We start from the raw sequence: 11,278 nt of genomic DNA, 5'->3' as shown, positions 1-11,278 counted from the left end.
GTGGCCAGGGTCGCAGCGGTTGCGACCGATGATCCCGAGGTTGCCGAGAACATCGTTGCCGTCGCGATATTGGCATGAACAAGCCCGCCCGGCAACCAGCTGACCCAGCGGTCCAACGCCTCATAGGTCCGGGTGGCGATGCCCGACCGCACAAGGATCTCGCCCAGCATTACGAAGAAGGGAATCGCGATCAGGGTAGAGTTGTTCGATGTCGACCAGACAAGGTTGCCAAGCCCCTTGGTCAGCGGAAATGGGCTGAAGAACAGATCGATGCCGAAGCCAAGGAGGAAAAGCACGATGCCGACTGGGATCGACAGGCAGAGAAGACCCAGAAGGCCGATGGTCAGATAGTAGATCATTTCAGCGCTTCCAACTCGCCGAAGGTGCCGATCGTGGCCTCGGATGCTGCGAAATCACGGCGCATGACCATCGTCACTGCCACCACAAAGGTCAGCCACGAGACCACCGCAAACCACGCCCAGCCCAGCAGCCACGGCGTCTGAACCAGCGCCAGCGGCGTCTCAAGCGGGGTGTTCGCGCGCGATCCGTTGGCCAGGGACCGCGCCAGAACCGGCCAGCCCTTCACGGCGATCAATGTCACCGTTCCGGACAGGGCGAGCATCGCCATCAGGTCAAAGAGGGCGCGGCCGCGGCTTGCGACGCGGCTGCGCAACAGATCGATGCGGACATGACCAAGCTCGATCAGCGTGAAGGCCATACCCCAGGAGGTCGCGATGGCCATCACATAGCCGCTGATCTCATCGGTGCCGCCCAGCGAAGCGCCGAGCTGACGCAGCACGATGTCGGCCAGCACGAAGGCCACGCAGGCCAGAAGAAGGACCCCGACAAGGATCGCCACCCCGCGGTTTATCTGCCTCAGACCGGACAACATCGTCTGCATCCTCTCGCTTTCCCCGGACCCGAAATCAGCCGCCGATCGTCACGCCGACAACCTGACCGACCGACGCGTTCCACCGCGCGGCCCAGTCGCCACCGGCCCGTTCGGCCCAGTCAGGCAGCACTTTGCCCACCAGCACCTCGCGGGCCTTGGCGAAATCGGCCTCGGAGACTTCGACCAGTGTCATCGACCGCGCATCGCCCGAGGCGCAAGCCCCATTGCCGGTCAGGCAGGCGACATCGTTGTCCAGCGCGCCCTGCGCGGTAGCCCAGGCGGGCGTTTCGAATTCGGTCGCGATCTGATCGGTGATCAGGGCCTGGGTCTCGGCGTCAAGGCTCGCCCATTTGTCGCTGTTGATCGCGGTCACGACGCTGTCCCAGCCACCAAGCGGGATCGGCAGGAGATGGGTTGAAACCTCCCACCAGCCGGCGGAATAGCCCGACCCTGCACCGGTGATGGCGCAATCGACGACACCCTTCTGCAAGGCTCCGGGCACTTCGGAAAAGGCGACATTGACACCTTCGGCGCCAAGCGCTTCCAGAAATAGCGTTGTCATCCGGCCCGAACCGCGCACCTTCTTGCCCGCCAGATCGTCCAGCCCGGCGATCTCGCCATTGCAGAAGACGACCTGCGGCGGGTAGGGCGCGATGGCCAGAACATGACTGTTGAAGCGGGTATTGTAGATATCCTCGACCATCGGCCGGGCGGCATCGACCATCGCCCGCGCCTCATCTGCGGTCAGCGCCAGAAGCGGGACGTCAAGGCCTTCCAGCTCGGGCGCGTCGGCCACTGCGTAGTCCGCGACTGTCATAGCGACGTCATAGACACCGTCGCCAAGCAGCCGGAACACATCGCCGACGCCGAGATTCATCTGATTATGCGTGGTCAGCGCCACAGTAATTTTGCCGCCTGAGGCCGCAGGCAGAGTTTCGTTCCAGAACGGTGCTTCGAAGTCATTGTGCAGCGGCAGGCTGGACCAGCTGCCGACGACCGACAGATCCTCGGCCAGAAGGGGCGTGGCAAGAACAGTGGATGCCACAAGCATCGACAGGGTGCGTTTCATCGTCTTTCTCCTTGTTGGGTATATTGTTTACGTGTCTGAAGGTCTGATGATCGGGCTTTCCGCATCCTCCGGGACATCGGTGATCAGCATATGCCCGGGCGAATGAGTGATGCAGAGCGGCACCCCGGCCGCTTCAAGCGCGACCTGGGGCGTCACGCCGCAGGCCCAGAAGACGGGCACCTGTCCAGCCCCTACCGGCGCGGGGTCGCCCCAGTCCGGCCTGCCGATGTCGGCGATCCCGATCCTTGCCGGATCGCCCCAGTAGACCGGCGCGCCATGGGCCAGCGGAAAGCGGCGCGATATTTCGATGGCAGCCTCGACAGCATCGGCGTCAATGCTGCGCATGGATACGACCATCTTGCCCCGGAACGGTCCGGCGGGAACGGTATCGATATTCGAACGGAACATCGGCACGGTGGTGTCATTGTCGATATGCCAGACCGGTATCCCGGCCTCCTGCAACGCGCGTTCAAAAGTGAAGGAACAGCCAAGCGCGAAGGCCACCATGTCACGCGTCCAGTAATCCCGGATATCGGGTCTGGTCTCGGACAGCCTGCCGTCGCGGTAGATGTTGTAGCCGGGCACATCGGTCCGAATGTCGATGTCACGGCCAAGTGTGAACAGCGCCGGATCGCCGGTGTCAGAGACGCCGACCAGCGGGCAGGGCTTGGGATTGCGCTGACAAAAGCGCATGAAGTCGAGCGCAAAACTCTCTGGCAGGATCACGAGATTGGTCTGAAGGACGCCCGCGCCAAGCCCCGCAGTATGCGAGCGGTATCTGTTGGCGCGGATCGCTACCCGCACCACGTCAACGCCTTCACTGCGCAGTTCGCGATAGTCCTGAACCATGGCTTGTCCTCCCCTGCGGCAGGCTGCCATCACCGGTTCATAAATTCCAATTCAAAATTTATTCAGTTAGTCATAAAGATAATTTATTTAAGATAAATTCCGTGGCGACCTCACGCGCCAGCTTTGCTGCGGTTTCGGACAGGGTCCGGCGCGGCTCTGCCAGATAGGTGGCGGTAAAATTCAAGGGCCCGGGTATCCAGCCGGGATCGAATTCCCGGATCGTGCCCCGGGCGACATAGTCGCATCCCAGCGCGCGTGGCAGGGCAGCGATGCCCAGATCGGCCTCCACCAGCCGAAAGCAGGTCGAAAGCGATGAAGAGGGAAACATCGCGACATCCGGCCCGACCCGTTCCAGAAGAAGCTCGCGCAATTCCCGGAAGGGCCGGGTTTGGCGGGCATAGGTCAGCACCGGACGCTTCAGATAGTCGGCGGGCAGCGCGCATTCCGGGGCATTCGCCGATACGTACCAGGCCAGATCAAAGCCCGGAAGCCCTACATTCTCGGCCGAATACTCCGATACCGGCCCAAGCAGAACCGCCAGATCGAGCGCGCGGTCCAGAAGGGCCGCCCTGAGGTTGATCGAGATATCCACATTGAACTCGATCTCAAGCCTCGGATAGCGGTCGTGCAGCCGCGCGATCAGTTCCGGCAGCCAGCACTGGGCAATGGTCTCGGATACGCCGATGCGCAGACGTCCCTCCATGGCGTCCGGGGCCACGAGGTCACGCATCATCAGATCGTGAAGGCTTTCGAACTTCTCGGCATGTTTCACGAGCACCTCGCCCTTCTCGGTCAGGCGCATTCCCCCGCCCCCCCGGGTGAACAGGGCCGTTCCGACGGTCAGTTCGAGGTTTCTGATCCGGGCCGTTACCGCAGGCTGCGTCAACCCGAGCGCGTCGGCCGCCTTGCCAACCCCGCCAAGCCGGACGACATGCAAGAAGGCGTTCAACTGATCCAGACGAATTCCATTCATGCGGCCAGCTTTGCACCATTTGCGGCATGCGGTCAGCAGCTATTCTGGCGCTATGCCTTTTACGGTCTTTAAGCGCCGGGCAGCGCGCGTTCCGCGCCCCATGTTCCCAGGTATGGTGCACTGACGGAACGACCGCACCGGCCAGATGGCGGATCGACAACAGGGACCACTCCCAAACATCCCTCCCGTTTGACTTTCGTTAAGGACCGCGCCGCCCGACCCGGCGAAAGTGCGGCCACCATCAACCGCTCCGCGAAGGAGAAAGCGCAATGCGCGAAGTCATGACCAAGAGCATGGCCCGCAATATCTTTTATGGCGGCTCACTGTTCTTCATCATCATCTTCGTCGGACTGACGGCGCATAGCCACCGTTACATCCGCACGACATCGACCGACGCGGCCGGGCTGACCGACAGCGTCGCGGCGGGCAAGCATATCTGGGAAAAGCATGCCTGCATCAACTGTCACACGATCCTTGGCGAAGGCGCCTATTTCGCCCCGGAACTGGCCAATGTGATGACCCGCTGGGGCGTCCAGGACGACCCCGAGGCGGCTTACGAGGTACTCAAGGGCTGGATGGACGCGATGCCGACCGGCATCGAGGGCCGCCGCCAGATGCCCAATTTCGGCCTGAGCGATCAGGAATACCGCGAGCTTGCCGATTTCCTCCTGTGGACGAACAAGATCCGCGCCCAGGACTGGCCCCCGAATGATGCGGGCTGAGGAGTGAGAGCCATGAAATACCAAACGCAGAAAATCGCCTTTGCCTACTTCGCCGTCGCGATGGCGCTCTTTGCCGTTCAGGTCACGCTGGGGCTGGTGCTCGGCTGGATCTATGTCGACGGCAATTTCCTATCCGGGCTTCTGCCCTTCAACATCGCGCGGATGCTGCACACGAACAGCCTGATCGTCTGGCTGCTTCTGGGCTTTTTCGGTGCCGCCTATTACCTTCTGCCCGAGGAAAGCGAACGCGAGATCCATTCGCCGACGCTGGCCTATCTGCAACTGGCCATCTTCGTCCTCGGCACGGCCGGTGTGGTCCTGACCTATACGTTCAACCTTTTTGAGGGCAACTGGCTCTTGGGCAAGGAGGGACGCGAGTTCATCGAACAGCCGAAATGGGTCAAGGCCGGGATCGTCGTTGCGGCGCTGATTTTCCTCTACAACGTCTCGATGACGGTGCTGAAGGGGCGCAAGACCGCGATCACCAATATCCTGCTTCTGGGTCTCTGGGGTCTGGCACTTCTGTTCCTCTTCTCGTTCTACAACCCGTCGAACCTAGCGCTCGACAAGATGTACTGGTGGTACATCGTCCATCTCTGGGTCGAAGGGACCTGGGAACTGGTGATGGCCTCGATCCTCGCCTTCCTGATGCTGAAGCTGACGGGCGTTGATCGCGAAGTGGTGGAGAAATGGCTCTACGTCATCGTCGCCGCCGCCCTTTTCTCGGGCATCCTCGGGACCGGCCACCACTACTACTGGATCGGCACGCCCGGTTACTGGCAGTGGATCGGCTCGATCTTCTCGTCGCTCGAGGTCGTCCCCTTCTTCGCGATGATGGCCTTTGCCTTCATCATGGTCTGGAAGGGCCGCCGCGATCACCCGAACAAGGCCGCCCTGCTGTGGTCGCTCGGCTGCGCCACGCTGGCCTTCTTCGGCGCCGGGGTCTGGGGCTTCCTGCATACGCTCCACGGGGTGAACTACTACAGCCACGGCACGCAGATCACCGCGGCCCACGGCCACCTCGCCTTCTATGGCGCCTATGTCTGCCTCAACCTCGCGATCATCAGCTATGCGATGCCGATCCTGAAAGGGCGCGATCCCTACAATCAGGTGCTCAACATGGCGTCGTTCTGGTTGATGTCGGCGGGTGTCGTGTTCATGACCTTCACGCTGACCTTCGCGGGCACCGTGCAGACCCACCTCCAGCGGGTGAATGGTGAGGCGTTCATGGACGTGCAGGACCAGCTCTGGGTCTTCTACGCCATGCGCTTCGGTTCCGGTATCGCCGTCGTGCTCGGTGCGGTGCTCTTCATCTACGCGGTCTTCGTCCCGCGCAAGGAGATCATCGAACCCGGCCCCGTCGGACACGCAGCGGAGTGAAGGTGATGGACGGAACCTATGACCTGAAGGGGGCGGCAGACGCCCCCTTCTACCTCGCCCAAGGCGACGAATGCGAGATTTTCGCTGCCGCATACAAGAACACCCTGCCGCTTTTGCTGAAAGGGCCCACGGGCTGTGGCAAGACACGCTTCGTCGCCCACATGGCCGCCCGCCTCGGCCGCCCGCTCTACACGGTCGCCTGCCATGACGACCTCTCGGCCGCCGACCTGATCGGACGCTACCTGCTGAAAGGCGGCGAAACCGTCTGGGTCGATGGCCCGCTCACCCGCGCGGTGCGCGAGGGTGCGATCTGTTACCTTGATGAGGTGGTGGAGGCGCGCAAGGACGTGACCGTGGTTCTCCACCCCCTGACCGACGACCGACGCATCCTGCCGATCGATCGCACGGGCGAAGAACTGGAGGCCGCCCCCGGCTTCATGCTGGTCGCCTCCTACAATCCCGGCTACCAGAACATCCTGAAGACGCTGAAACCCTCCACCCGCCAGCGTTTCGTCAGCCTCGACTTCCACTTCCCTAAACCCGAACACGAGATTCCCGTTGTCGCCCGTGAAAGCGGGCTTTCCGAGGATCGCGTAAAACCCCTCGTCCGGCTCGCCAACAAGTACCGCGCGCTGAAGGGGCAGGACCTTGAGGAAGGCACCTCCACCCGCCTCGTCATGTACGCGGCCACCCTCATCGCCCAAGGCATGGCGCCCGACCGCGCCATCCGCACCGCGATGATCGAACCGCTGACCGACGACGAAGACACCAAACGCGGGCTCCTCGATCTTGTCACGGCCGTTTTCGGGTGAGGCCGGCCGATGTCCGGGATCGAATTCGAGCCATGGGAACCCGAAGAAACCGTCGGGAAACTGTGGCACGCCTATGCCAGCCGTCAGGACGCGCCTAGCGTCCACGACGGAGCCCGTGTCGGCCTTTCCGAGGTCGGCGGACGGCTGGCAGTTCTTTTTCGCGGGCTTGGCGGTAGTCCTGCGGTTGAAATCAAACCGGTCGCGCCCGAACAGTCGCGCCACCGCCTGTCCTTCCGCCGCCGCCTTGGGACGGAAACCGAGGAAACCGCCCGCGCCAGCTTTGACGGCGAGGCTTTGCGCCTGCCGGAATCGCTCGCGCTCTTTCCGGGGCGCGAGGCGAATGCCGCACTCTATGTCTGGCTGACCGCCGCCGCCGCCCATGCCGGTGCGCCGCGGCCAGAAGATGACCCCCTGCGCGCCGACCTCGCGGCTTTGATCGCCGTGCGCGAGATGGCGCGCGCCACGCTGGCCGATGCGCCGGGTTTCACGTCCCTTCACGCCGATCTCGCCGCCGCCCATCTGGTGCTGCGCCGCGTCCCGCATCTGCCCGAGGCCGAGCGCACGATGGAAGCCGTCCTGCGCCACCTGCTCGGCGATCCCGCACAGCTTGCGCCCAAGGCCCGGCGGATGGTGACGGCCGTTGAGTCCGGCGACCTCTCGGCCTACCGCGCGCCGCGCGGCTACCGCCCTTTCCAGCCCGTCCCGCTCTGGCCCGACCTGCGCCCGCTGACCTTTTCCGCCGCCACCGCTGTTGAGAGCCGCGACACCGAGGGCACGCCGGAAAAGGGCGAGGGCCGCACCCACCGCGCCCGCCGCCGCAAATCCGATCAGATCGAACGGAATGACAGTTTCATCCTGCACAAGTTCGAGGCGATCCTGAGCTGGGCCGAGTTCATCAACCTCAACCGCCGGGTCGAGGAAGACGATAACGACGACGCCAAGAAGGCCGCCGACGACATGGATGAGATCGGGCTCGGCCAGATCTCCAAGGCCCCGGCGACCCGGCTGAAACTGCATCTCGACCTCGCGCCCGAAGACGTGGACCGCGAGGCTTTGTCGGGCGAGGCGACCTATCCCGAATGGGACGCCCGCGCCGGTGCCTACCTTCCCGCCCATGCGCGTGTCCTGACCTCACCCGTGGAAGCCAGCGACGAAGAACCCGCCTTCCGTACCGACCCGCAAGCCGCCAAGCGCATCCTCGCCGTGAAACGCCAGTTCGAGGCCCTGCGCCCCGCCCGCATCCTGACCGCCGGGCACCGCGACGGCGATGAGCTGGACACCGACCGCGCCATCCGGTCGCAGGTCGACCTGATGGCCACGGGCGAGGGCGATGACCGCGTCTGGCTGCAGAACCGTACCGAAAAGCGCGACCTCGCGGTCTCGATCCTTCTCGACGTTTCCCGCTCGACCGAGGCCGCCGTGCCCGGCCATGGCCATGACGGGCGCGCTGTGATCGATATCGAACGCGAGGCGCTGGCGGCTTTGGCATGGGGCCTTGATGCCTGCGGCGACGATTTCGCGATCCATGCGTTTTCCTCGCTCAAGCGCGACCGGGTCTATGTCCAGACCGCCAAACGCTTCGGCGAACCGATGAGCCCAGTGGTCGAATCCCGCATTGCCGGGCTGAAACCCGGCTTCTATACCCGGCTCGGCGCTGCGATCCGCCATGCCTCGGCCGGTCTCACGCGCGAGGCGCGGCGGCGCAGGCTGCTCCTCGTCATCACCGACGGCAAGCCCAATGACCTTGATCATTACGAAGGCCGCCACGGGATCGAGGACAGCCGCAAGGCGATCGAAGAAGCCCGGCGTCAGGGCCACGCGGTCTTCGGCATCACCGTTGACCGCGACGGCAAGGCCTGGTTCCCGCGCCTCTTCGGTCAGGGCGGTTATGCCGTGATCCCGCATCCGGAAAAACTGACCCACGCCCTGCCGCAGATCTACCGCCAGCTCGTGGGCGCCTGATGTCCGACACCGCAAGCCCCTTCGACGACCTGCCCGGCGACCTGATGATCTGGGTGCTGATCGTCTCGGAACTTCTCGTCTTCGGCGCGGGGCTCGCGGCATTCCTCGGCGTCCGCCTGACCGATCCGGCGGGCTTTGCAGCGGCACAGGACCACCTCCACCGCACGGGCGCCGGCATCAACACCGTCGTCCTCGTCACCTCCGGCTGGCTCGCCGCCCTCGGCGCTCAGGCGACCGAAGTCGGCCGCATCCCGCGCGCCCGTACATGCCTTGCGGGTGCCGCTGCCTTGGGCCTCGTCTTCCTCGCGATCAAATGGGTCGAATTTGCCGACAAGGCCGCACAGGGGATCGGCATTGAGACCCATCCCTTCTTCACCTTCTACTACCTGATCACCGGCTTTCACGCTGCCCATGTCGCGGCAGGCGTGATCGTCCTTACGCTCGTCGCCGTCCGCGCCCAACCGCGCGAGGTGGAGGCGGGTGCCGCCTTCTGGCACATGGTCGATCTCGTCTGGATCCTGGTCTTCCCGGTGATCTACCTGCTCCGATGACAAACACCGTCACCCGCGCCTGGGCACTCCTCCTCGCCCTCTCCGCCGCCTCGACCGGCCTCGCCGTCGCGGTGACCGGCGGCCACCTCACGGGCGCGGCCCTCAGCGCGACCGGCGCCGCGATCCTGATCCTTGCCTGGGTCAAGGCGCGGCTGATCCTCAACGCCTATCTGCGCCTGAACGAAGCCCCCGCCTTCCAACGCGGCTTCGGTCTCACCCTCGCGCTCTATGCAGGCCTCCTGCTCGTCCTCTATCTGGTGGCTTGATCCCCGGGCTTCTTCATTGCGAAAATACCCCGGCCGGAGGCAGACCCGAGTACTTTTCGCGCAAGCGAAAAGCACGAGACATCATCTTGCGCCCGGAACGGGCGCTCAATCAGATCACTGCCCCTTGTTCCAGGCGAGCGCGGGGTCTTCCTCGGCATAATCGCGCAAGGTCTCGACATCGTCGATCTTCGCGTGGTTCTGATGCACGCTCACCCCGAATTTCCTCAGCTTGGCGAAGGCCCGGCTGAGACTCTCGGGCTTCATCCCCAGACGGCCCGCGATCAGCACCTTGTCGTAAGGCAGGGTCACCATACAGGCCCCCGCCTCGCATTCCGCCAGTTCCAGCAGAAACTCCGCCACCCTCTGCGCCCCGGTCTGCGCCTTCAGCTGCTCGATCTGTTCGACGAGGCCATGGAGATGCGCAAAAGTAGCCGACAGGATCGACACCGCGATGCCCGGATTGTCATGGATCAGGCGCAGGAAGCTCTCGGCCTCGATCCGGATCACCTCGCAATCCGTCACTGCCTCGGCAGCGACGGGATAGACGTCGCTGCGAAAGGCCACAGCCTCGCCGATCGACCGGCCCTTTGTGAACACCCCAACCACCGCCTCGGTCCCGTTCGGCGCGATCCGGTAAAGCTTCACCCAGCCGCTGGCGACGATATAAATCGCACTCGCCTGTTCGCCCTGCAGAAAGATCGTCGCGCCACGGTCGAAGCTGCGCAGCCGCGCGCGGGACATGACATCGCGCGCCACCTCTTCCGACAGACCGGCGAGGATCGGAGAACGCAGCGCGGTGAAGATATGTTCCGGTTTCATGACCCACCCGTCTTTTCCCCTCACTGCCACAGATCAAGGGGCCGCGCCATAGACTGCGCGACCCCCGTGACGTCAGGAAGACTGATGAGTCCTCAGGCGGCCCGGCGCAGCGCCTGCGCCATGCAGTGGATGCCGCCACCGGTCTTGGATATCTCGGCGGTATCAACCGCCGCCACCTCGAACCCGCGAGCCTTCAGCTGGCCGATCAGCGTCTGGGATGAGGTCGGGGCGATCACCTTGTCATTGCCCAAGGCCATGAAATTGCAGCCAAGCGCCATCGTATCGGCGAAGGGCACGTCGATGATCTCATGCCCCTTGGCCTTCAGCCAGTCGACGATCCACGGGTCGGTGCAGGTCAGGCAGACGGCGGTCAGCTTTTCGGCGATCGGCACTACCATCAGGTCGATATGGACGTAATATTCATCGATGAAGGCGATCTTCGTCTCCCAGCCTTCCTTCTCGAACCAGCCTGCCACCTGCCGCGCACCTTCCTCCTGCGTGCGGGCCCCGCCGCAACCGATCAGGACGCAGCCTTCCTCGATCACGTTGAAATCGCCGCCCTCGAAGGTGCCCGCCGTCACCATGTCGTAGATCGGGATACCCATTGCCTCATAGGCGCGGATCGCGGCATAATTCTCGCCCCGCCGCCACCAGTTCGACATTGCGGTGATGACCGCGCCATAAGGCGTCATGAAGGATGAATCGCGGGAATAGACCTGCATGGTCAGTTCCGGTTCCGCCGGCAGCATATGAACCTTCACGCCGAAATGCTCATAGGCCGATACCAGTTCCGCATGCTGGCCCTGCGCCACCTGAATGTTGCAGGGCGCCTCGCGCAGATGCTTGCGCGACAGGCTGGAGGTCGCGCGGTGGAAAAGATGCGCGGGCGAGCCCAGAAGAACATCCGTCAGGGGGTCGGTTTCATTCTGAAGGCCCCAATACGCCATCGGCTTGGTGCCGCCATTGGGATTGCGGCGTTGCAG

13 protein-coding genes are annotated in these 11,278 nt (G+C 63.8%); 6 read left to right on the top strand and 7 right to left on the bottom strand.

Annotated features, from left to right (window positions below):
* From WBB85_RS13945 to WBB85_RS13925, 5 genes are all read right to left on the bottom strand, one after another.
* On the bottom strand, positions 1-359 hold a 359-nt coding region (locus tag WBB85_RS13945; RefSeq protein ID WP_432639213.1), incomplete at its 3' end, for a TRAP transporter large permease subunit.
* Positions 356-901 carry a TRAP transporter small permease subunit gene (locus tag WBB85_RS13940; RefSeq protein ID WP_432639212.1) on the bottom strand — a complete coding sequence of 182 codons (546 nt, stop codon included), beginning with the start codon at positions 899-901 and terminating at the stop codon, positions 356-358. The genes WBB85_RS13940 and WBB85_RS13945, both read right to left, overlap by 4 nt.
* 25 nt (positions 902-926) lie before the next feature.
* Positions 927-1,961 (bottom strand): TRAP transporter substrate-binding protein, encoded by a 1,035-nt coding sequence (locus tag WBB85_RS13935; RefSeq protein ID WP_432639211.1) that lies wholly within the window; start codon positions 1,959-1,961, stop codon positions 927-929.
* Between the two features lie 27 nt (positions 1,962-1,988).
* Positions 1,989-2,810, bottom strand: a complete 822-nt coding sequence (locus WBB85_RS13930; RefSeq protein ID WP_432639210.1) for a putative hydro-lyase — start codon at positions 2,808-2,810, stop codon at positions 1,989-1,991.
* Positions 2,811-2,880: 70 nt separating this feature from the next.
* The gene (locus WBB85_RS13925; protein ID WP_432639209.1) at positions 2,881-3,783 is read right to left on the bottom strand and encodes a LysR family transcriptional regulator; all 903 of its coding nucleotides are present in this window, start codon (positions 3,781-3,783) and stop codon (positions 2,881-2,883) included.
* Between the two features lie 269 nt (positions 3,784-4,052).
* On the opposite strand from WBB85_RS13925, the gene WBB85_RS13920 reads away from it, so the two are divergent.
* Genes WBB85_RS13920 through WBB85_RS13895 form a run of 6 tightly spaced genes read left to right on the top strand, consistent with a single transcriptional unit; the run spans position 4,053 to position 9,476 of the window.
* Positions 4,053-4,505 (top strand): c-type cytochrome, encoded by a 453-nt coding sequence (locus WBB85_RS13920; protein WP_432639208.1) that lies wholly within the window; start codon positions 4,053-4,055, stop codon positions 4,503-4,505.
* Between the two features lie 12 nt (positions 4,506-4,517).
* Complete coding sequence (locus tag WBB85_RS13915; protein ID WP_432639207.1) at positions 4,518-5,885, top strand: cbb3-type cytochrome c oxidase subunit I; 1,368 nt, start codon at positions 4,518-4,520, stop codon at positions 5,883-5,885.
* A gap of 5 nt (positions 5,886-5,890) precedes the next feature.
* Positions 5,891-6,697, top strand: a complete 807-nt coding sequence (locus tag WBB85_RS13910) for a CbbQ/NirQ/NorQ/GpvN family protein (RefSeq protein ID WP_432639206.1) — start codon at positions 5,891-5,893, stop codon at positions 6,695-6,697.
* A 9-nt stretch (positions 6,698-6,706) separates the two neighbouring features.
* A complete protein-coding gene (locus WBB85_RS13905; RefSeq protein WP_432639205.1) occupies positions 6,707-8,659 on the top strand; it encodes a nitric oxide reductase activation protein NorD in 1,953 nt (650 codons plus the stop codon).
* Positions 8,659-9,210, top strand: coding sequence for a cytochrome c oxidase subunit 3 family protein (locus WBB85_RS13900; protein WP_432639204.1), 552 nt, complete (start codon positions 8,659-8,661; stop codon positions 9,208-9,210). Before WBB85_RS13905 ends, WBB85_RS13900 begins: the two co-directional genes overlap by 1 nt.
* Positions 9,207-9,476, top strand: coding sequence for a cytochrome C oxidase subunit IV family protein (locus WBB85_RS13895; protein ID WP_432639203.1), 270 nt, complete (start codon positions 9,207-9,209; stop codon positions 9,474-9,476). Before WBB85_RS13900 ends, WBB85_RS13895 begins: the two co-directional genes overlap by 4 nt.
* Before the next feature lie 114 nt (positions 9,477-9,590).
* Here the strand turns inward: WBB85_RS13895 and WBB85_RS13890 are convergent, their stop codons facing one another.
* Together WBB85_RS13890 and WBB85_RS13885 are read right to left on the bottom strand one after the other, a co-directional pair.
* Positions 9,591-10,295, bottom strand: a complete 705-nt coding sequence (locus tag WBB85_RS13890; protein ID WP_432639202.1) for a Crp/Fnr family transcriptional regulator — start codon at positions 10,293-10,295, stop codon at positions 9,591-9,593.
* A gap of 92 nt (positions 10,296-10,387) precedes the next feature.
* A partial coding sequence (locus WBB85_RS13885; protein WP_432639201.1) for a dimethylarginine dimethylaminohydrolase family protein occupies positions 10,388-11,278 on the bottom strand: 891 nt, incomplete at its 5' end.

Source organism: Albidovulum sp., assembly GCF_049646345.1.
In the GTDB taxonomy this organism is placed as follows: Bacteria; Pseudomonadota; Alphaproteobacteria; order Rhodobacterales; family Rhodobacteraceae; genus Albidovulum.
This window is presented reverse-complemented; position numbering and strand designations above follow the sequence as displayed.

Bases quoted from the DNA above. Each gene is read 5' to 3' on its own strand.
- WBB85_RS13930 (WP_432639210.1), bottom strand. From the start codon at position 2,810: ATGGTTCAGGACTATCGCGAACTGCGCAGTGAAGGCGTTGACGTGGTG.
- WBB85_RS13905 (WP_432639205.1), top strand. From the start codon at position 6,707: ATGTCCGGGATCGAATTCGAGCCATGGGAACCCGAAGAAACCGTCGGG.
- WBB85_RS13910 (WP_432639206.1), top strand. From the start codon at position 5,891: ATGGACGGAACCTATGACCTGAAGGGGGCGGCAGACGCCCCCTTCTAC.
- WBB85_RS13925 (WP_432639209.1), bottom strand. From the start codon at position 3,783: ATGAATGGAATTCGTCTGGATCAGTTGAACGCCTTCTTGCATGTCGTC.
- WBB85_RS13940 (WP_432639212.1), bottom strand. From the start codon at position 901: ATGCAGACGATGTTGTCCGGTCTGAGGCAGATAAACCGCGGGGTGGCG.
- WBB85_RS13895 (WP_432639203.1), top strand. From the start codon at position 9,207: ATGACAAACACCGTCACCCGCGCCTGGGCACTCCTCCTCGCCCTCTCC.
- WBB85_RS13890 (WP_432639202.1), bottom strand. From the start codon at position 10,295: ATGAAACCGGAACATATCTTCACCGCGCTGCGTTCTCCGATCCTCGCC.
- WBB85_RS13915 (WP_432639207.1), top strand. From the start codon at position 4,518: ATGAAATACCAAACGCAGAAAATCGCCTTTGCCTACTTCGCCGTCGCG.
- WBB85_RS13920 (WP_432639208.1), top strand. From the start codon at position 4,053: ATGCGCGAAGTCATGACCAAGAGCATGGCCCGCAATATCTTTTATGGC.
- WBB85_RS13900 (WP_432639204.1), top strand. From the start codon at position 8,659: ATGTCCGACACCGCAAGCCCCTTCGACGACCTGCCCGGCGACCTGATG.
- WBB85_RS13935 (WP_432639211.1), bottom strand. From the start codon at position 1,961: ATGAAACGCACCCTGTCGATGCTTGTGGCATCCACTGTTCTTGCCACG.